Raw genomic sequence first — 19,227 nt, 5'->3', positions numbered from 1 at the left:
CCCGGACGTGTACTCCCGGCGATCGGGCGTGCCGCGCCGAGGCCTCGACGTAGCGAGCGATCCACCACGCGGACCGTCCGCCGGTCCGCCCCGGTCCCCGCGGCCATCCGTACGGGTCGACGCCCACCGACGTCAGCCCCATCTGCACCACCTTGCCAACGTCGGCGTGGTGTCGCGGCGACGGAGGACTCCGACGATGACGTGGGTGACGTCGTGAGGCTGCTGGCCGGGAGCGCGAACCGTCCGCTGGCCGCGGCCGTCGCAGAGCAGCTCGACATCGACCTCACGGCGACCGAGGTGTCGCGCTTCCCCGACGGGGAGGCCGCGGTGTCGGTCGATCCCGATCTGCGCGACGAGCACGTGCACATCCTCCAGCCGACCAGTCCGCCGGTCGACGCCAACCTCGTGGAGCTGCTGCTCCTGGTGGATGCGGCCGCGCGCTGTGGGGCGGCGCGCATCATCGCGCTGGTGCCCTACCTGGGCTACGCCCGCCAGGACCGCCGGACCGAGCCGGGGCAACCGGTCAGCATCCGGGTGATCAGCGACCTGCTCGCCACGACCGCGCTCGAGCGCGTCATCGTCATCGATCCGCACACCCGCTACCTCGAGGCGGTGGCGGGCGTCGCGGTGGAGTCCGCGACCGCCGTACCGGACCTGGCCCAGGCCGTGGCCGACGACGTGCCCGACGACGCGGTGGTCGTGGCCCCCGACCTCGGCGCCATCGACCTGGCTCAGGGCTACGCCACGCGTCTGCAGCTGCCGGTGGCCTACGTGAACAAGGAGCGGCTCGCCGGCGACGAGGTCCGCGCCGGCGAGGTCGTCGGCGCCGTCGCCGACCGTCACCCCGTCGTCGTCGACGACATGATCTCGACCGGGGGCACGATCGCCGCGGCCATCGACGCGCTGCACGACGCCGGCAGCCGCGAGGAGGTGACCGTCGTGGCAACGCACGCGTTGCTCGCGGGCGATGCGGACGAGACCCTCGGGGCGCTGCCGCTGCGGAGGCTGGTCGTCACCGACACCGTCGCACGCGCCACCCCGTCGGCGCTCGACCTCGACGTCGTCAGCGTCGCCCCGCTCCTCGCCGAGACGGTGCGCCGGCTCGAGACAGGCGGCCGTCTCGACGAGCTCGAGACCTTCCACTGACCGTGCATCTGACTTTCCTCGGCACCGGCGCGAGCGGCGGGACGCCGGGGGAGGGCCGCAGCCGCCGGACCGAGAGCTCGCTGCTCGTGACCACCGCCGACACGCGCCTGCTGGTGGACGCGACCCGCGACATCGACGAGCAGCTCGGATCCGCACCGGAGCGGACGGCGACCCGACACGCTGAGGGACCGGTGGCCGAGCCAACGGCGGCTGACCTCGACGCGGTCGTGCTGACGCACGGCCATCGCGACGCGAGCGGAGGGGTCCCTCGGCTACGCGACCTCCGCCGCCACGACGCCCCGCCGCTGCCCGTGTACGCCGCCCCGCGCACGCACGCCGCGCTGCGTGGCCGCTACCGGGCGCTGGATCACGTCGACCTCGTCGACGTCGCACCGGGCGAGCGCGTCACGGTCGGCTCGGTGGAGCTGGATCCCGTGCAGGTGCCCCACGCGGACTCGCCGCGGTTCCCGACCTACGCGTGGCGCATCGCGGCGGGGTCGGGGCGGACCATCGTGTACTCGTCGGACGTCGCCGAGCTGACCGACGAACTGCGCCGACACACCGAAGGGGCCGACGTGCTCATCCTCGACGGGGCGATGTACCGGCGCTCGCTGCACACCCACATCCGCATCGACGAGGCGCTGCCCGTCGTGTGCAAGTGGGACGTCGGACGGATCGTGCTCACCCAGATCGGCCGCACCGCCCCGCCACACGAGGAACTCGTCGAGGTCGCGGCCGAGCTGTGCGACCGAGCGATCCCCGCGTCCGACGGTATGCACCTCGAGATCGGCGACGCGCCCTGACCGGCGCCCCACCCCAACTCCGGGTCGGGTTGTGGCCACATGTAGCCGAAGGTCGACCCACAGCGGGACGTCGGGGTCAGCGGGGCGGGGTGTCGGCGAGGAGCTCGTCGAGCCGGCACTGGGCGTCGGTGAGCGACCGCGCCCGATCGGCGAAGCCGGTCCAGGGGTCGTCCTTCTGCCCCAGGCGCCGGAAGAGGTTGCGGATCGTGTAGCGCTGGGGGTCGGTCTCGCCCAGCTCGTGCCAATCGATCGGTGTCGCGACCGGCGCCCCGCGGTGAGCCCGCACCGTGTAGGGCGCGACGGCGGTCTGCCCGTAGGCGTTGCGACCCACGTCGAGGTAGGTCCGCCCCGCTCGCTTGGCCTTGCGCTGTTCGGTGGTCAGCTCGTCCGGGTAGCGGCGAGCCAGCAGCTCCATCGCCCGCCGCGCGAAGCTCCGCACGGTGTCGAAGTCGGCGCTGCGGTCGAGGGGCACGTGCACGTGGTAGCCCTTCGAGCCGCTGGTCTTCAGCCACCGTTCGCCGAGGCCGAGCTCGTCGAGCAGGTCCCGGACCCGTCGGGTCGCCGACCGAGCCGCGGCGATGTCGTCGTCCGATGGATCGAGATCCACGACGAGCTGGTCGGGATGGTGCAGGTCGTCGCTGCGGGCGAGCCACCCATGCAGCTCGATGGCCGCGCGGTCGGCGAGCCACACCAGCGTCGCGGCATCCCCGGCGATCACGTGGTCCAGCTCCTCACCGTCGGCCCGCTCGATCGGGACCGTGCGGACCCACTCGGGCGGCCGCCCGTCCCAGTCCTTCTGGAAGAAGCCGCCCGCCCCGATGCCGTCGGGGAAGCGGCGCAGCGCCAGGGGGCGATCGCGCAGGTGCGGCGCGGCGACCTCGGCGATCCGGGCGTGGTACTCGGCGAGGTCCGCCTTGGTGATGCCGTCGTCGGGGAACAGCACCTTGTCGGGGCGGCTCACCTCGACGCGGCGCTCGGCGGTGTCGATGGTGCGTTGCTCCGGCACGGTCGGTCTCCTCGCGGGGTGGCGGATGGTCGGGTCAGGCGGCGGGGCGCGGTCGCTCGCGCACGACCTCGTCGGATCCTCGTCTAGGCATCCGCGCCCTCCTCCTCGCGCACGTCGCCGATGGTCCTGCCGCTGAGCACCGACTCCGGCTCGGTCGACGTGGGGTTGCGGCGTGCGTCGGCGCCGTCGTCGTCGAGCTTGACGAGCAGCCAGTTGTCGTCGTCGCCGCCGACGCGCGCGTGCTGGAAGACGTAGCCACCTCGGATCTTGCGGCCCTCCAGCCACACCTTGACGTGGCCGTCCGCGACCGCGTCACGGACCGACCTGATCTCGCCGTCATCATCGGTGGTGAGGTTGCGGTAGGGGCCGATGTCCCACACGATCACCGGACCGGTGCCGTACTGCTCCTCCGGGATCGCGCCCTCGAAGTCGGCGTAGTCGAGCGGGTGGTCCTCGACGTGGACGGCCAGCCGCTTGTCCGACGGGTCCGTCGAGGGGCCCTTGGGCACCGCCCACGAGATCAGCACCCCGTCGGCCTCGAGTCGCACGTCGAAGTGGTGGCTGGAGGCGTCGTGCTCCTGCACGACGAAGATCGGCGCCTCGCCCGGCTCGCGCGCCCCGTACCCCCCGGGTTCGGGCGAGGCGTCGAGGTCACGCATCTCGCGGTACCGGCGCAGCGGGTCGGTCACGGCCACCACCTCCGCCTCCGACGTTACGGAGCGGTCTCGGAATCGGGGACCGGGAGCGCGTCCGTTCGGACCGGCCCGGCGGTCGGCGCGGGCTGCGGGGCTAGGGTTCGCCGCCGAGCAGGCAGGGGGGAGGGGTTTCTCCGTGACGACCGTCGAGGACGTGCTGGCGCTCGAGCACGACTGGTACCACTCGATCGAGCTGGCCGACGGCGTGACCACGCCGGGACTGGTCGACCTGCGGCCGTGGGTGCACCTCGCCGGCTTCCCCGACGACCTGTCGGGGATGCGCTGCCTCGACGTGGGCAGCTACGACGGGTTCTGGTCGTTCGAGATGGAACGGCGGGGCGCCGCAGAGGTGGTCGCCATCGATGCCGACCGCTCGCCGTGGCCCGACGTCGCGCGCATCCACTGGGACTCCATCCCCGTCCGCGAGACCCTCGGCGACGGCTTCCGCGCGGTCGCGTCGCTGCGGGGATCATCCGTCGACCGTCGCGCCGTCCCCGTGTCGTCGCTGGCCCCGGACGCCATCGGCGGCCCGGTGGACCTGGTGTTCGTCGGGGCGATCCTGCTCCACCTCCGTGATCCGGTCGGAGGCCTCGAGCGCATCCACGACGCGCTGAACCCGGGCGGGCGCCTCATCGTGATGGAACCGGTCGACGCCCCGCTGTCCCAGGGTCCCCACGCCGCCACGCCCGCGGCACGGTTCCGGGTCGGCGACTCGGTGCACTCGTGGTGGTACCCCAACGACGCGTGCCTGAAGGGCTGGGTCGAGGGCGCCGGCTTCCACGACGTGACCCTGCAGGGCCAGGCGTGGATCACCGACACGCGGGGCGACGCCCAGCTCACCCGGACCGTCCACGCCACCCGCTGACCCGAGCGGGAGCAGAAGTCCGCGGCCCAGGCAACTGCTCCCACTCAGTCCACGCCGCGCGAGCGGGAGCAGAAGCCCGCGTCGCCCAGCGCAGCCAACTGCTCCCACTCAGGCGAAGCAGGGACGCCGCGTCCCGGCGTCGAAACCCTCCGTGACCGCCCGCTGACCCCCTCCGGAGCACCGCCGTGCGTCGTCACCTCTCCGCGCTGCTCGCCGCCGTCCTGGCGGCGACCCTGCTGCCCGCGTACACCTTCGACGATGCCGAGTTGAGGTGGCTGCTCGACGGCACCGCGACCCGCGAGGGCGAGTCCGAGCAGACCGCCACCGGCGCCCCGCTCACCTTCGCCCCGAGGGGCCTCTCCGAGGACCGCTTCCCCGAGGCGAGCACGCCGACGCACGACTACCTCACCGCCCACGACGGCACCCAGCTCCACGCGCGCGTGTACCGCCCCGACACCTCCTCCGACCCGGACTGGCTCACCCCGGTGATCCTCGTCCACTCGCCCTACTACCCCGGGGTGCTGCTGGGCGCGCGCGACCGCTCGCTGGACATCGTCGAGTACTTCACCCCCAAGGGCTACACCGTCGTGCTGAGTGACGTACGCGGCACCGGCAACAGCGGCGGCTGCCTCGAGCAGGACTCGCCCAACCAGGCGCGCGACTTCGAGACCTTCGTCGAGCACTACGCCGCCCAGCCGTGGAGCAGCGGGGCGGTCGGCAGCTACGGCAAGAGCTACGACGCCGAGACCCAGAACGCCGGGGCGATCCTGCGCCCCGAGGGGCTCACCACCATGGTGACCGTGGCCGGGATCAGCAGCCTCTACGACGTCTACGCCTTCGACGGCGTGCCGGTGGGCACCGACGGGGCGCTCGCCGCGGCGGTCTACGCCCCCGTTGGCCTCGATCTTCCGACCGAGGTCGAGGGCGCGACCGTCTACCACGAGCGACCGGGTTGCCACCCCGAGAACCTCGCCGAGGGAGCCGCGCCCGACGGCGACCGCGACCTGTACTGGGCCGAGCGCGACTTCCGCCCCGGCGTGCGCGACATCGAGGCGAGCGTGCTGCACGTGCACGGCCTCAACGACGGCATCGTCACGCCCATCGCGATCGACGGCTGGTTCGACCAGATCCCGACGTTCAAGCGCGCCATCTGGGGCCAGTGGGCCCACTTCTACCCCTACGACGCCCCGAACCAGGTGGCCCGGGACGACTGGTACGACACGATCCACGCGTGGTTCGACCACGAGCTGCTCGGCCTCGACACCGGCATCGAGCACTGGCCGCCGGTGCAGGTGCAGGACGAGTCCAACGTCTGGCGCGCCGTCCCGAGCTTCAGCCAGATGGGGACCGAGCACGTCTTCGGTGCGACCGTGGACGGGGCGCTGACCTCCGGTGAGGGCACGGGTCCGGCGGGATCGGTCGTCGCCGGACCCGTCGGCGCGAGCCAGGCGGCCTACCTCACTGAGCCGTTCGCGGACGGGCTGCACCTGTCGGGGCGCGCGCTGGTCGAGCTCACCGCCGCGGTCGACCGCCCCGCCGCCGACCTCGAGGTGCGCCTCGAGGAGGTACGCGCCGACGGCAGCTCGCGCCAGCTGAACATCGGGTGGCTATCGCTGGACCACGCCGAGTCGACGCTGCGCCAGGTGCCGCCGCAGGTCGGCCACCCCGTCCCCTACCGCATCCGCACCTACCCCAAGGACCGCGCGCTGGCTCCCGGGTCGCGGCTGCGTCTGGTGATCCGCGACGTCAGCCACGTCAACACCCCCAAGGACGGCTTCACCGCGACGCTGTCCGACGTGACCCTGCGGCTGCCGGTCGTCGAGGAGGCGTGCGGCCTGTTGGTCACGCAGCGAACGCCGCCGAAGCGCCCCGTCCCCGACTGCGACGGAGGCATCCCGTCCGCAACGCCCCTGACGGACGTCGGGGCGGCGCGCGGGCACGAGGCCACGAGCCGTGCCGTCGGCACGAGCACGGGGAAGGTCGGCGGCGTCGACGCCGTCCGCGAGTGGGGCTACCTCACCGTCCGCGACGGGGTCGAGCTCGCCTACGAGCTCGTGCGCCCCGCCGGCGAGGGCCCCTACCCGGTGCTGCTCACCTACGACGGCTACTTCGCCGGGGGCGACCCTGACTCCGGCTACGCGTCCCGGTACCTGCCGAAGGGCTACGCGCTGGCGGGCCTGCAGGTCCGCGGCACGGGTTGCTCGGGTGGCGTGTTCGACTTCTTCCAGCCTGCCGAGGGCGTCGACGGCTACGAGATGGTCGAGTGGCTCGCCTCGCGCGAGTGGTCCGCGGGGCGCGTCGCGATGGTCGGCAAGTCCTACCCCGGCATCACCCAGCTGTTCACCGCCAACACCGCCCCGCCGTCGCTGGTCGCGATCGCGCCGGGGCACTACTTCGCCGACGTCTACCGCGACGTGGCCTTCCCCGGCGGCATCTTCAACTACGCCTTCGCAGCACTCTGGTCGTTCGCGGCCCGCCCCGCCCAGGACCTCGCGGGCGCGGCCAACGACGTGTTCGCCGGCGACCAGACCTGCGCCGAGCACCAGGCCCACAACGCGACCAGCGCCCGGTACAACCCGTTCGTGCAGGCGCAGGAGCACACCACCGACGACCCGCTGATCCGCGACCGCTCGCCGCTGTACGGGGCGCACCGCATGGAGGTGCCGGTGTTCCAGGCGCTGAGCTGGCAGGACGAGCAGCTGTCGTCGCGCAACGTGCGCTTCCTCGAGGACCTCGAGCGCCTCGGCGTGGACTACCGCGCCGTGCTCTCCAACGGCGACCACGGCACCTACCGCGAGCCGGAGCAGCTCCGCGAGCTCGACCGCTTCTTCGAGGCGCACCTCGAGCAACGTGACGTGCTGCGCGACGGCACCGCGCTGGAGGACTACCTCGCCGAGCCGCCCATCAGGGTGCTGTGGGAGCAGGACGAGACGTCCTCGCGCTGGGCGACCACGCTTCAGGCGTGGTCCGGGGCGGCGACGCCGTGGCGCATCCCGCTGGTCGACATGCCGCTGCAGTTCAGTGGCGGGGCGACCGCGGACGGCCCGCTGTACGCCCACAACCCCGCCGGACAGCAGGGCATCGGCAACGCGAAGTGGGGTGGCGGCCCCGACGCCGGCATGTGGGACAAGTACTCGCCGCCACCGGGCAGCGCTCTCGCGTTCCAGACCGCGGCGTTCGAGGACGACGTCACGCTCCTGGGCTCGGGCTCGGCGGACCTGTGGATCAGCGCGACCGCCCCGAACGTCGACCTGCAGGTCACGCTGACCGAGGTGCGCCCCGACGGCACCGAGGTGTACGTCCAGCAGGGCTGGCTGCGCACGTCGCAGCGCGAGCTCGACGACAGCCGCTCCACCGAGCTGGCGCCGTACCAGACCCACTCACGCTACGACCAGCAGCCCTTGTCGGCGACCGAGCCGAGCCTCGCCCGGGTCGAGATCTTCCCGTTCGGTCACGTGTTCCGTGCGGGCAGCAGCCTGCGGCTGTGGATCGAGGCCCCGACCGCCGCCCCGCAGCTGTGGGGCTTCGCGGCCGACCCGACCCCGGCGGTCGTGACCGTGCACTGGTCGACCGAGCACAGTTCCAGCCTCGTGCTGCCGCTCGTCGACGCCCCGATCCCCGCCGAGTTCCGGGGCCAGGAGGGGCAGTTCGCGTGCGGCACCGCGGTCCGTCTCGAGTGCCGCCCCGACCCCCTCGACTGACCCCACCCCGATGGACGTGAAACGCCCCGCTGCGGGCGGGGCGCCGGAACGCCCCGACCCCCGCTCCGTGTCGGATCTGACTCACATGTGAGGCCAGGTCTCCACGCAGCCACCGCCGCGACCCGCCACGCCCCGCTGCGGGCGGGGCGCCGCACGGGGTGGTACTCGATACGCCGTGAGGGCAGGAGACGGCGGGGCGGGTGGCGAAGGCTCCTCATGGAGGATCTCGCCCCGACCCGGAGATGCACCGTGCGCCGCACGCCCCTGCGCTACCTCGCACTCGTCGCCGTGAGCGGCCTCGCGCTGACCAACGCCGTCGGCGTGTTCAGCCCCGACGAGCTGCACGAGCACGACCACAAGCAGCAAATCCGTACACCATCGCTGCAGATCCCCACCGAGACGGTGCGCGACGTGCCGTGCGTGGACGGGTTCGCCGACGAGTTCCCGTGCCAGAACATCGACCTCCTCAGCTTCACCCCCATCACCGAGTCACGCCTCGTCGACGGAGTCGACCGCTACACGGCCGTCGAGTACAGCGACGTGTGGGGCTGGACCTCCGACTCTGGCGAGAACTACGTCATCGCCGGAGCCACCGACGGCGTGAAGTTCTTCCGCGTGACCGACCCCAGCAACCCCGTGTACCTGGGCGACCTACCCAACACCGGCGCCCCGCGGATCTGGCACGACATCAAGATCGTGAACGACCACGCCTTCATCGTCAGCGAGTCCTACGCCCACGGCATGCAGGTGTTCGACCTGACCCAGCTCGAAGCGGCGACGGGCCCCCAGCTGTGGCTGCCGGACACCAACTACCTGCCGCAGACCACCTCCGCGCACAACGTCGCGGCCAACGACGACACCGACCGCGTCTACATCGTCGGAGGCGGCACGTCCCAGGGCTCGGGCTCGTGCGGCAACGGGCTGCACATCGTCGACGCGAGCGATCCCACCGCTCCTGCTTACGCGGGCTGCTACCGCGGCGACGGCTACATCCACGACACCCAGTGCATCGTCTACGACGGCCCCGACACCGACCACCACGGCAAGGAGATCTGCGTCAACTCGTCCGAGACCAAGATCTCGGTCGTCGACGTCACCGACCCCGCCAACGTCGAGGTCATAAACAAGGTCGCCTACACCCGGCCGCAGTACACCCACCAGGGCTGGTTCACCGAGGACCGACGCTTCTTCCTGCTCGGGGACGAGGGCGACGAGAACGGCAACGGCGACAACGACCGCACCCGCACCATCATCTTCGACATGAGCGACCTGGACGCGATCGCGCCCGGTGTCGACTACTGGCACGACAACACGTCGATCGACCACAACATGTACACGCTCAGCGGGCTCGTGTACCAGAGCAACTACACCAGCGGGCTGCGTGTGCTCTCCACAGCGGGCCTGTACGACGCCGAGACACCCACGAGCGAGGGCCTCGAGCCCATCGGGTACTTCGACGTCTACCCCGACAACGACAAGCCCACCTTCGACGGCACGTGGAGCAACTACCCCTACTTCGGTGACGGTGTGGTCGCCGTGACCAGCTACGACGGCCTGTTCCTCGTCGATGTCCACGACGATGTGCTCGCCGAGCACGAGTTCGACGCCCGGACGCGCTGACATCGCGATCGACTGGGACGACCGCCGCCTCGTCCGTGATCAGGTGCGCGCCCCTAATGGGAGCCTGAACCTCTGGGGCGACCTCGATCCGGACTCAGTCGGCCAAGGGGCTGCGCGCACCCGGCCACGCAGCCAAGCTGAGCGGAAACAGGAAGAAGACGACCGCGGCGACGACGAGCACCGAGACCGGATGCCGTCCGGTGATCTCGTCGGCGGCCTTCTTCGAGAAGAGAGCGGCGAAGATGAACCACCAGATGAAGGCCGCCTGGGACCAGACGACAACGGCAGTCCGCACCGGCACAGGGCCGACGAAGCCAACGGCGAGGCCCACTAGCAACAGGATCAGGAGTACCAGGATCGATCGGATGAAGATCGTGCGTTGAGTGCCCTTCCGCACAAGGGATGCGTCGGTTCGACGCAGTCGCCGCGGACGCAGTCGCCGTGAGAGTGGCGTCAGCATGAATCCCGTGCCTTGCCGCGGTTCTCCACGAAGAGCTCACCCCAAACTCGCCAGAGGCCGTCCTTCTGAGCTGTGATGCGGAATTTCTCGGTCTTGTGGGCCGCGTGGTCCTCGTCGGTGATACCGGGGAACGCTCCGCCGAACTGCGGTGTCGCCTCCACGACTTTGTCGTAGAAGTAGTCCTTGTACACGGCGCTGTCACCGTCACGCTCCAAGCCGTGTCGGTACCGGATGATGTTCCTCGACACGGGTGAAGTCACTGTGAAGAACGGAGCATAATCGTGAGTGGCCGCATCCGTGTGCCCGAACATCGCGGTCGTGATCGAGACAGCCATCGGTTCGTTCGACCAACCGCCCGTGAATCGGGATGCCGCACCAAGGCGCCGGTTCATCCTCCACCCCCGAAGTGCTTGCCAACGAACCGACAGCGGTCGCCCTTTCTGCCGACCAGCGCTCGTGTCGACGTACGATCGCGGCCGGAGTCGGGCTGGGGGTAGCGATGGGGACCACCAAGAAGGCGAGGATCGAGGCGCTGCGGGGCGTGCCGCTGTTCAAAACGCTGAGCCAGCGCGACCTCGGGGCGCTGGCCGAGCGTCTCACCGAGCAGCACTTCGAGGCAGGTCAGGTCGTGGTCCGGGAGGGCGCCGGTAACGACCTCGTCCTCGTCATCGACGGCGAGGTGGCGCTGTCCCGACGCAGCTGGCACCTGGGACGCCGTGGCCCCGGCACCGTCGTCGGCGAGACCAACCTCATCGACGGCGCCCCGCACGATACGACGGTCGCGGCCCGCACCGACACGGTGGCGCTGTTCCTCAACGACCGCGAGTTCGCCCGGGCACTCGAAGAGGCGCCGGCGTTCGCCCGCAAGATCCTCAAGGCGCTCGCTGTCCAGCTCCGCCAAGACGCCGGCTGACCGCGATCGCCCCCTATCCGGCTGGGGGTCAGGCCGCTACCTTCGGCGCGTCCCAGATCCCCGGAGCGGTACGTGGCTGACGTCGAGGCCCTGATCGCGGCAGCCGAGCAGCAGTGGCTCGAAGGTTGGTCCACCGGACCCCAGGTGCTGAACGTCCCCGGCCCCGGGATCGGCGACCCCGCCCCGGACTTCGAGCTCGCCGACCAGCTCGGCGGCATCCGCAGGTTGTCGACCTTCTGGTCCGACAACCCTGCGCTCGTGCTGTTCTGGCGCCACTACGGCTGCGGCTGCGGGTTCCACCGCGCCGCGCGTCTACGCGACGAGCTGTCCGAGTACCGCGCGCTGGGAGCCGACGTCGTCATCGTCGGGCAGGGCGAGCCGGAGCGGGCGTTGCTGTACGGCGACACCCATGACCTCGACGTGCCCGTGCTGTGCGACCCCGACGAGGTCGCCTACCGCGCCTACGGGCTGCCGGACTTCACCGTCGCCCAGGTCTTCTTCGACGCACCGGAGGAGTACTGGCGCTGCCCGCCCGGCATCGGGCACCAGCTCATGCAGGAGCGCCGCGAGGGCGGTCGGCCGATGGTCGACAACCCCTGGCTCTCACCTGGCGAGTTCGTCATCGACAGCGACGGGACCATCCAGCTCGCGTACCGCTACCAGTACTGTGAGGACTTCCCCGATCCCCGGGTCCTGGCCACCGCGCTCCACCTCGCGATCGACTAAGCCCTCGCCCCGGCCGTCCGTCCATGCGAGGTCGGGTGTTCGTAGGGTCCGCCGCCGTAGGTTCGTGTGGACCGCGCGACCGCCCCGCCGAGCTCCCCACGAGCCTTCACGGCGGTGCCGGCCCTCAGCGCAACCGATCCCGCTCGCATCCGACCAACTCGGAGTTCCCCGTGACATCGCCCCCCAGCACGACCGCACAGGAGGACACGGAAGGTGCAACGCTGCGGCGGCGCCTACCCTCGCTCGCGCTCGTCCTCACCCTGGTGACGAGCGTGCTGCTCGTGGGTTCCGGCCCGGCGGAAGCAGCGCACGAGATCACCGCTGCACGAGCCGGTGGAGACGACCGCTACGAGACCGCAGCCACGTTGGCGCGTCTGGAGTTCCCGGAGGGGAGCGGGGCGGCGGTCCTGGCGACGGGTGAGACCTACCCGGACGCTCTCGCGGGCGCGGCCCTGACCGGTGCCAGCGATGCGCCGCTCCTCCTGGTCAGGCAGGACGCGATCCCCGAGGTGACCTCGAGCGCGCTCGAGGAACTGGGCGTGAGCAACGTGTACCTCCTCGGCGGCGAGCAGGCCATCAGCCGCGAGGTCGAGGCCGAACTCGAGGAGGACTACGAGCTCGCACGTCTCGCCGGGACGACCCGGTACGGGACCGCCGCCGCCGTCGCTGCCGAGGTGGATCGTCGTGAGGACGAGCTGGGACGCATCGCGGGACTCACCACGGCGTTCGTGGCCAGCGGTGAGGCGTTCCCGGACGCGCTCGCGGCCGGGTCGCTCGCGACGACCCAGTCCGACGCGTTCCCCATCCTGTTGGTGCGTCCGGACGCGTACCCCGCTGAGACCGAGCAGGCGCTCGCGGATCTGGGCATCGAGCAGGCCATCATCGTGGGCGGCACCGAGGCGGTCGACGAGCACGTCGAGCGTCACCTCGAGGAGGACCTGACCGCGGTGCTCCGGCTCGGTGGTGACGACCGCACCGCGACGGCGGTCGAGCTGGCCGACTTCGCCATGCGCGAGTTCGACTACAACGGCGAGCTGACCGTGCTGACCCGCTCGGACGACTTCCCCGACGCCCTCGCCACAGGGCTGCACGCGGGGCGCAACGACGCCGCGATCCTGCTGACGCCACCGGACGACCTGGCCGACCCCACCCACGACTGGCTCCACGACGTGTGCCCGACCATCGGGGTGGTGCGCGCGATCGGTGGGACCGACGCGCTCCACGTGGCCACGCTCGATGACGCCGTGGAGCACGCCGAGCACTGCCACTCGAGCGAGGGCCAGACCGGCGAGACCTACATCGTCGAGCCGACCCGCCCCGTGACCGTCGGTGCCGGCGCGACGGTCGATCTGCACGTGCGCGAACGCCACGACCGTCGACCCCTGCAGGAGCCGCTCGACGTGACGCTGTTCCCGTGCGGGAACGTGGACCGGGCGACGGACCGCTTCACCGACGCGGATGGCGATGGCTTCGCCGATGGGATCGCGACCTCGACGAACGGCGACGTGCGCATCGAGTCCGCCACCGAGGCGAGCCGGATCGATCCGGGCTACGCCCACAACGCGCGGTTCCTCCACGGGGACCTGTCCTGGACGCTGGCCAGCGACGCCGAGGACTGCACCGTGACCATCGTGTTCGGCGACATCGACGGCGACAACCAACTGCCGGTCGACGGCGAGGGCCGCCCCTTGGAGCACTACGGGGCGCGCCAGGTCACGTGGACCGCGAGCTGACCTCAGGGGGTGCAGATGGACCCGCCTACCGGGTCCCGATGCACACGCTACGAGACGACGGGGAGGCCCTTCGCGTCGCCGTCCCCCTGGGCGTCGGCGACGTCGTAGCCGGCCTCGTCGATGGCGGCGATGACCTCGTCCTCTGGGGCGTCACCCTCGATGGTGACGGTCTTGGTGTCGAGGTCGACGCGGACCGACGAGATGCCGGCGAGCTTGCCGACCTCGCCCTCGACGGCGGCCTGGCAGTGGCCGCACGACACGCCGGGCACGGAGTAGGTACGGGTCATGTGCTTCAGCTCCTCACGAGTCGGCTGATGGCGTCCATGGCTTCATCGATCTTGGCCTGACCGGACTCAGGCCCCTCGGTGATGGCGTCGGCGACGCAGTGCTCGACGTGGTCGCCGAGCATCCCGAGCGCGACCGACTGCAGCGCACGGGTCACGGACGAGATCTGGGTGAGCACATCGATGCAGTAGCGGTCCTCCTCGACCATGCGCTCCAGGCCGCGGACCTGACCCTCGATGCGGCGCAGCCGCTTGGTCAGTTCGTCCTTGCGCCCCGCGTAGCCGTGCTCCACCGTGTCCTCCTGGAGGGGTCGTCGACACGACAAGGTACCAAGTCCTGCTATAGGGTAGGGGGGTATACCGACGGAGGAGGCAGCATGGCCACCGAGACCAGCCGCGGCCGCGGCCGCATCGAGGACGGGGGCAAGCGCGTCCGCATCCTGTTCGGCGGCGAGTGGCTCGCCGACTCGAGACGCGTCAAGCTCGTCTGGGAGCGCCCGTACTACCCCACCTACTACCTCCCCGCCGACGACGTCCGCACCGACCTGCTCGTCGCGACCGACGAGACCCACCACTCCGCCAGCCGCGGAGACGCCGCGGTGCACACCGTCAAGGCAGGTGGCCGCGAAGCCGTCGGGGCGGTGAGCTGGTACGAGGTGTCGGAGATCGAGGAGTTGAACGAGCACCTCCGGTTCGAGTGGGACGCGATGGATGCGTGGTTCGAGGAGGACGAGCAGGTTTACGTCCACCCGCGCGATCCCTACACCCGTATCGACGTCCTGCAGAGCTCACGGCACGTCCGCGTTGAGCTGGACGGAGTGACCCTCGCCGACAGCCACCAGCCGCGGCTGCTGTTCGAGACCGGCCTGCCCACGCGCTACTACCTGCCCAAGACCGACGTCCGCATGGACCTGCTGCGTCCCTCGGACAGCCACTCCCAGTGCCCCTACAAGGGTGAGGCGAGCTACTACGACCTGGTGCTCGACGGTGAGACCTACGACGACTTCGTCTGGTGGTACCCGACACCGCACCTCGAGAGCGTCGGCATCGCGGGCTACGTGAGCTTCTACAACGAGAAGGTCGACCTCTACGTCGACGGCGAGCTGGAAGCGCGCCCCCGCAGCCCCTTCTCCTGATCCCGCCCGCCCCGACCGCCGGGGATGCCAGTCAGCGCCGGACCGCGTCGACCTCGGCGGACGCTTCGACGGTCGCGGCACGCGGGGCGCCGGGTAACGCTCGGGAGAACACGAACGGAACCTCGGCTCGGATCGTGACCCGCAGGCGCGTCGCCCCGACCCGCGACAGCGTCGGCTGACCCACCACCTCAAAGCGGTCGCCCTCGCGCTCGCGCGCATCCACACGAGCGGCGATCAGCGCGGCAGCGCGTCCCTCGTCGATGCGGAACTCGCCGCCACGCGCGTCCGCCCCGCCGTAGAACGCGCCCTCGTCGAGCGCCGAAGCTGCGTCGTTGGCCAGCGCAGCAGCCAGATCGGCCGCCTCGCGCTCACCGAGGTAGACGATAGAGAAGTCCACCGCGAGCGCCCCGAGGATCACCAGCACCAGCACCGCCGCGGGGAACAGCAGCAGCACGTTGCCGTCCTCGCACCGCCACCGCTCAGAGATCACAGCGGGCCTCCCCCGGCAGACCGGAACGGAACGGATCGACGAGTTCGGAGTGCGAACCGACGACCCGGAAGCCGGTGCCGAGTCCGCCGACCCACGGCAGCACGATGGTCGGCACGCGGTAGGTGACGGTCACGGTCACGCGTTGGCAACGTGACAGCGGGGCGTCCGGGGCGGTCTGCTCCGCCCCGAGGTCGACATCCACGAGACGCCCCGCGTCCTTGCCGTACCCGACCAGGACCTGCTGGACCGTCGCCGCTGCGGCCGCCCCGATCCCTTCGGCGCTCATCGTTCCGGGCGCCTCAACGGCGATGCGAGCCGCCTCCCGCGCGGCCGCCGACGCCGCGAGCTTGGCGTCGATGACGCCCCACGCGTTGACGACCAGCAGCGTCCCGATGACGAAGACCAGCACCCCGAACGCCAGCGCCTCGCCGCCCGCGGCGAACCCACCCTCGTCACGATGCCGAGCGGCGAGCATCACGGCTCCGTCTCCACGAACCGCTCGACACGCACGCGCACCTGCCGGTCGATCGTGTCGAGTCCTGCGAGCTGGCCGACAGCGCGGATGAGGGCGGCTGGGCTCGGCCCGGTGATGCGGACCACGATCTCGTCGCCGCCGCTGCCAGACCAGTCGAAGCTCACCTGCTCGCCGTACTCGCCCAGGAGCGCCGTCGCGTGGGCCTCGGCCGTCGCGCGTCCCGCCGGCTCCGAGCCCGCCTCGAGCCGAGCTGCCTCGAAGGCGGCCGCGTTCACGACCGACGTGGTGTAGAGGTGGACCAGCACCTGGACGGCCACGAGGAGGAAGCCGAGGAAGATCGCGACGCTGAACAGCGCCGTGATCGGGCTCGTGCCGACCTCGCCCGACCAGCCGAGCGACGCACGGTCGGCGGCGCGTGTCGACCGATCACACGTCGGCACCCCTCCAACCGCTCAGCCGCCGCCGCCGATCTGCTCGACGTTCTCGGCGATGTCGCTGCTCGCCCCGCTGAAGATGGCCTGGAACGCGAACCACATCGCGGCCCCGAGGAACGCCATCACCAGCACGGCGATGGCGGCGGAGATGACCCCCTCGCCGTGCTCCGCCACCGCCAGCCGGTCCCACTGCTGCCGCAGACCCGACCGCGCCCCTATCCACGCCCGCGTCGCTGCGTCGCTCATCCTCGTTCCTTCCCTCGCGGCGGGAGCCTCCGCAGCTCGCCGCCTCACCGTCCGAACACCCGCAGCGCCTCCACGAACGGGATCGCCACGAAGATGACCCCCGGCACGAGCGTCGCGACCGTGACCGGGATCCACACCTGCTGCGCCCGCCGCTCCATCAGCTCGATGAGGTCGCGCTGCACGTCGCGTCGGATCGCTCGCGCCTCCTCGCCGATGAGCCGACCGAGGTCCGACGCCTCGCGGTTCAGCGCCAGGACCGACACGAACCGCTCGACCGCGTCGACGCGGGAGGTAGCTGCCCACTCCCGCAGCGCGTCGGCCTCGGCGAGACCGTGCCGGACCCGAGCGGTGACTCGCCGGAGGTCGAAGGCGCACGCACCGTCGCCCCGCGCCGCGACCCGGTTCAGCGCGGCCGACAGCGAGTAGCCCGCCCCGAGCAGCATCCCGATCTGCTCGGCGACGACGGGGAGCTCGAGGCGGAGGTTGCGCTGCCACCGCGCCGACGCGAGCGCGAGCCGCTGCTCGACGGCGAGGAACGCCAGGAGCGGAGCTCCGAGCGTCAGCAGCAGCGCCAGCGGGACGGGTGGGCGGGCGGTGACCGCGACGAGCAAGCCGGCCCCGAGACCTGCCGTCGCCCAACCGACCTGGCGGACCCGGAACTCGGTGACGTCGAGCGGGCTGTGGACGCGGCGGAGCCGGGTCGCGAGATCCTCGGCGATACCGAAGGCGCGGGAGAAGCGCTCGCCGAGGGCGCGCGCGGCGGGGCCGATGGCATCACGGAAGGACTCGATCGAGAGCAGGCCGGCGCGGCTCGGAGCCCCGAGGCCGCCGGGGACGTAGGTGCGGAGCCGCTCGGTCAGAGGCCGCCGGGCGAACCATCGCACCTCGCTCAGCAACAGCGTCGCCCCGGCCCACAGGGCGAGGCCCGACGCGACCAGGATCCGGCTCACGTCGACGCCCCCATCACGACTCGTCCTCGAAGAAGACGCGCTGCTCGTCGGGGATGCGCATGAGGCGGCTCGCCCACCACCAGCACAACGCGATCAGCACGAGCGCCGTGAGGACGCCGGCCTGCCCGATCGCGCTCTGGTAGGCGGCGCGTCCCTCGCCGATCGACAACCCGACCCCGGCCATGCCGAGGGGCACGATCAGCACGAACGACCGGGCGAAGCGCGCGCCGGCCTGCTTGGAGCGCGCGTCCTTGCGGCCCTGAAGATCCTGGATGCGGTCGTCGATCAGTGCGCGCAGGCGCCGGTCGACCTCGCCGCCGCCGACCTCGTGTGCGATGAGCAGGGTCTCGCACACGGCGTCGGCGGTCGCGTCGGCGAGGCGTGCCTTGAGCACGCGCAGGGTCCGGTCGAAGTCGGTCGACATCAGCCACTCGCGCTGAGCCGCCTCGAAGGCGGGGCGCAGCTCGTCCGGGGCGCGCCGGCCGACGGTGAACAGCGCCTGGGGGATCGAGCGTCCCAGCGAGGTGGCCTGCAGGCGAACCTCTTCGATCATCCGCGGCCACGCCTCGCGTGCCCGGTCGACGCGGCGCTCGCGGCGTCCCCTCGCGACGGCGAACGGCACGCTCGCCGCGCCACACCCCGCCGCGACCGGGGCGAGGGCTCCGCCGAACAGCGCCCAGCCGGCGCCCACGCCGACGACGAAGAGCGTCGCGGCGACGGCGAGGAACTCGCTGACCCCGACCTTCTCGACGCCGGACTGGGCGAGCCACTCCCCGAAGCGTCGCCGGGACCGTCGAGCGACCAACCGCTCCGGCCCCACGCCGAAACCAGCCCATCCCAGCGCCACCGCGGTGAAGACCAGGAACGTCCCGTAGGCCGCCACCACGGCGAGCACCACGCCGGTCACGTCGCCGCCCTCCCGAGCGTGTGCATCTGGACCCCGTCAGCGGGTCGATCCGCACCCGCTGGGACCGGAGCGAGGGCGACGTCGACGAGTTGGCGCAGGTCGTGACCGGCCTCGGCGAGCGGACGGCGGATGCGGGTGGGCAGGCTGCCGGTCCAGGTCAACGGGGCGTCCCACGTCGGGCGGTTGAACACCTCGGTCACCGTGAACGCGGCCGAGTCGGGCCCGGTCTGGCTGTCCTCGACCGCGATGACCTCGTTGACCCGCGGGTGGTCGTCCACCCGCGAGCAGTGCACGACGATGTCGACCGCCTCGATCACGAGTGCGTTCAGCGCGGACATCGGCAGCTCGCTGTGGGTGTCGGCCAGCTGGCACACGAACCGCAGCCGCGTCAGCGCCTGGCGGGCCGAGCCGGCGTGGATCGTCGTGTAGCCCTTCACACCGGACGACAGCGTGAGCAGAAGAGGCAGCGCTTCCCGGTCTCGCACCTCACCGACGATGGCGACGTCGGGTGCCATGCGCAGGAACCCCGCGACGAGCCGTCGCAAGTCGACGGCGGGGCGGTCGGCACGGGCGGGGCGGGTCTGCATCGAGGCGACGTTGGGCAGCGCCACGTCGAGCTCGAACACCTCCTCCGCCG

General features: G+C 71.5%; 22 protein-coding genes. 9 read left to right on the top strand and 13 right to left on the bottom strand.

What is annotated here, in order from left to right:
• Window positions 1–213 precede the first annotated feature (213 nt).
• Both KY469_16770 and KY469_16765 read left to right on the top strand, forming a co-directional pair.
• Window positions 214–1,146: a ribose-phosphate pyrophosphokinase gene (locus tag KY469_16770; GenBank protein MBW3664754.1), complete on the top strand. Its 933-nt coding sequence runs from the start codon at window positions 214–216 to the stop codon at window positions 1,144–1,146.
• 2 nt (window positions 1,147–1,148) lie between these two features.
• Window positions 1,149–1,949 carry an MBL fold metallo-hydrolase gene (locus tag KY469_16765; protein MBW3664753.1) on the top strand — a complete coding sequence of 267 codons (801 nt, stop codon included), beginning with the start codon at window positions 1,149–1,151 and terminating at the stop codon, window positions 1,947–1,949.
• 76 nt (window positions 1,950–2,025) lie between these two features.
• Here the strand turns inward: KY469_16765 and ligD are convergent, their stop codons facing one another.
• Window positions 2,026–2,937 (bottom strand): non-homologous end-joining DNA ligase, encoded by a 912-nt coding sequence (gene ligD, locus KY469_16760; protein MBW3664752.1) that lies wholly within the window; start codon window positions 2,935–2,937, stop codon window positions 2,026–2,028.
• A gap of 101 nt (window positions 2,938–3,038) precedes the next feature.
• The gene (locus KY469_16755; GenBank protein MBW3664751.1) at window positions 3,039–3,650 is read right to left on the bottom strand and encodes a DNA ligase; all 612 of its coding nucleotides are present in this window, start codon (window positions 3,648–3,650) and stop codon (window positions 3,039–3,041) included.
• A 136-nt stretch (window positions 3,651–3,786) separates the two neighbouring features.
• Between KY469_16755 and KY469_16750 the strand changes: the two genes are divergently transcribed.
• The 3 genes from KY469_16750 (at window position 3,787) to KY469_16740 (ending at window position 9,836) form a co-directional block, all read left to right on the top strand.
• Window positions 3,787–4,515, top strand: a complete 729-nt coding sequence (locus KY469_16750) for a DUF1698 domain-containing protein (GenBank protein ID MBW3664750.1) — start codon at window positions 3,787–3,789, stop codon at window positions 4,513–4,515.
• Between the two features lie 185 nt (window positions 4,516–4,700).
• Window positions 4,701–8,216: a CocE/NonD family hydrolase gene (locus KY469_16745; protein MBW3664749.1), complete on the top strand. Its 3,516-nt coding sequence runs from the start codon at window positions 4,701–4,703 to the stop codon at window positions 8,214–8,216.
• Between the two features lie 249 nt (window positions 8,217–8,465).
• Window positions 8,466–9,836, top strand: coding sequence for a choice-of-anchor B family protein (locus tag KY469_16740; GenBank protein MBW3664748.1), 1,371 nt, complete (start codon window positions 8,466–8,468; stop codon window positions 9,834–9,836).
• 94 nt (window positions 9,837–9,930) lie between these two features.
• Here KY469_16740 and KY469_16735 read toward each other — a convergent pair whose 3' ends face one another.
• Complete coding sequence (locus KY469_16735; GenBank protein ID MBW3664747.1) at window positions 9,931–10,233, bottom strand: hypothetical protein; 303 nt, start codon at window positions 10,231–10,233, stop codon at window positions 9,931–9,933.
• Window positions 10,234–10,289: 56 nt separating this feature from the next.
• The gene (locus tag KY469_16730) at window positions 10,290–10,544 is read right to left on the bottom strand and encodes a hypothetical protein (protein ID MBW3664746.1); all 255 of its coding nucleotides are present in this window, start codon (window positions 10,542–10,544) and stop codon (window positions 10,290–10,292) included.
• A gap of 251 nt (window positions 10,545–10,795) precedes the next feature.
• Here KY469_16730 and KY469_16725 point away from each other — a divergent pair, with 251 nt between their 5' ends.
• The 3 genes from KY469_16725 (at window position 10,796) to KY469_16715 (ending at window position 13,668) form a co-directional block, all read left to right on the top strand.
• Window positions 10,796–11,209 carry a cyclic nucleotide-binding domain-containing protein gene (locus KY469_16725; protein MBW3664745.1) on the top strand — a complete coding sequence of 138 codons (414 nt, stop codon included), beginning with the start codon at window positions 10,796–10,798 and terminating at the stop codon, window positions 11,207–11,209.
• A gap of 72 nt (window positions 11,210–11,281) precedes the next feature.
• The gene (locus KY469_16720; protein MBW3664744.1) at window positions 11,282–11,935 is read left to right on the top strand and encodes an AhpC/TSA family protein; all 654 of its coding nucleotides are present in this window, start codon (window positions 11,282–11,284) and stop codon (window positions 11,933–11,935) included.
• 170 nt (window positions 11,936–12,105) lie between these two features.
• Window positions 12,106–13,668 carry a cell wall-binding repeat-containing protein gene (locus KY469_16715; protein ID MBW3664743.1) on the top strand — a complete coding sequence of 521 codons (1,563 nt, stop codon included), beginning with the start codon at window positions 12,106–12,108 and terminating at the stop codon, window positions 13,666–13,668.
• Window positions 13,669–13,715: 47 nt separating this feature from the next.
• Here the strand turns inward: KY469_16715 and KY469_16710 are convergent, their stop codons facing one another.
• Entirely contained in the window at window positions 13,716–13,955 is a 240-nt protein-coding gene (locus KY469_16710; protein MBW3664742.1) for a cation transporter, read from the bottom strand.
• Window positions 13,956–13,960: 5 nt separating this feature from the next.
• Entirely contained in the window at window positions 13,961–14,245 is a 285-nt protein-coding gene (locus KY469_16705) for a metal-sensitive transcriptional regulator (GenBank protein MBW3664741.1), read from the bottom strand.
• Window positions 14,246–14,329: 84 nt separating this feature from the next.
• Between KY469_16705 and KY469_16700 the strand changes: the two genes are divergently transcribed.
• Window positions 14,330–15,088: a DUF427 domain-containing protein gene (locus tag KY469_16700; GenBank protein ID MBW3664740.1), complete on the top strand. Its 759-nt coding sequence runs from the start codon at window positions 14,330–14,332 to the stop codon at window positions 15,086–15,088.
• 31 nt (window positions 15,089–15,119) lie between these two features.
• Here KY469_16700 and KY469_16695 read toward each other — a convergent pair whose 3' ends face one another.
• The 7 genes from KY469_16695 to KY469_16665 form a co-directional block, all read right to left on the bottom strand.
• Entirely contained in the window at window positions 15,120–15,578 is a 459-nt protein-coding gene (locus KY469_16695; GenBank protein ID MBW3664739.1) for a hypothetical protein, read from the bottom strand.
• Complete coding sequence (locus tag KY469_16690; protein MBW3664738.1) at window positions 15,568–16,053, bottom strand: hypothetical protein; 486 nt, start codon at window positions 16,051–16,053, stop codon at window positions 15,568–15,570. Before KY469_16690 ends, KY469_16695 begins: the two co-directional genes overlap by 11 nt.
• Complete coding sequence (locus tag KY469_16685; GenBank protein MBW3664737.1) at window positions 16,053–16,493, bottom strand: hypothetical protein; 441 nt, start codon at window positions 16,491–16,493, stop codon at window positions 16,053–16,055. Before KY469_16685 ends, KY469_16690 begins: the two co-directional genes overlap by 1 nt.
• Window positions 16,494–16,505: 12 nt before the next feature.
• Window positions 16,506–16,733, bottom strand: coding sequence for a hypothetical protein (locus tag KY469_16680; GenBank protein MBW3664736.1), 228 nt, complete (start codon window positions 16,731–16,733; stop codon window positions 16,506–16,508).
• A gap of 44 nt (window positions 16,734–16,777) precedes the next feature.
• Entirely contained in the window at window positions 16,778–17,683 is a 906-nt protein-coding gene (locus KY469_16675) for a type II secretion system F family protein (GenBank protein MBW3664735.1), read from the bottom strand.
• Between the two features lie 13 nt (window positions 17,684–17,696).
• Complete coding sequence (locus KY469_16670; protein ID MBW3664734.1) at window positions 17,697–18,590, bottom strand: hypothetical protein; 894 nt, start codon at window positions 18,588–18,590, stop codon at window positions 17,697–17,699.
• On the bottom strand, window positions 18,587–19,227 hold a 641-nt coding region (locus KY469_16665), incomplete at its 5' end, for a CpaF/VirB11 family protein (protein ID MBW3664733.1). The genes KY469_16665 and KY469_16670, both read right to left, overlap by 4 nt.

It is taken from the genome of Actinomycetota bacterium, from assembly GCA_019347575.1.
In the GTDB taxonomy this organism is placed as follows: domain Bacteria; phylum Actinomycetota; class Nitriliruptoria; order Nitriliruptorales; family Nitriliruptoraceae; genus JAHWKY01.
This window is presented reverse-complemented; position numbering and strand designations above follow the sequence as displayed.

Bases quoted from the DNA above. Each gene is read 5' to 3' on its own strand.
- KY469_16700 (MBW3664740.1), top strand. From the start codon at position 14,330: ATGGCCACCGAGACCAGCCGCGGCCGCGGCCGCATCGAGGACGGGGGC.
- KY469_16725 (MBW3664745.1), top strand. From the start codon at position 10,796: ATGGGGACCACCAAGAAGGCGAGGATCGAGGCGCTGCGGGGCGTGCCG.
- KY469_16710 (MBW3664742.1), bottom strand. From the start codon at position 13,955: ATGACCCGTACCTACTCCGTGCCCGGCGTGTCGTGCGGCCACTGCCAG.
- KY469_16680 (MBW3664736.1), bottom strand. From the start codon at position 16,733: ATGAGCGACGCAGCGACGCGGGCGTGGATAGGGGCGCGGTCGGGTCTG.
- KY469_16690 (MBW3664738.1), bottom strand. From the start codon at position 16,053: ATGCTCGCCGCTCGGCATCGTGACGAGGGTGGGTTCGCCGCGGGCGGC.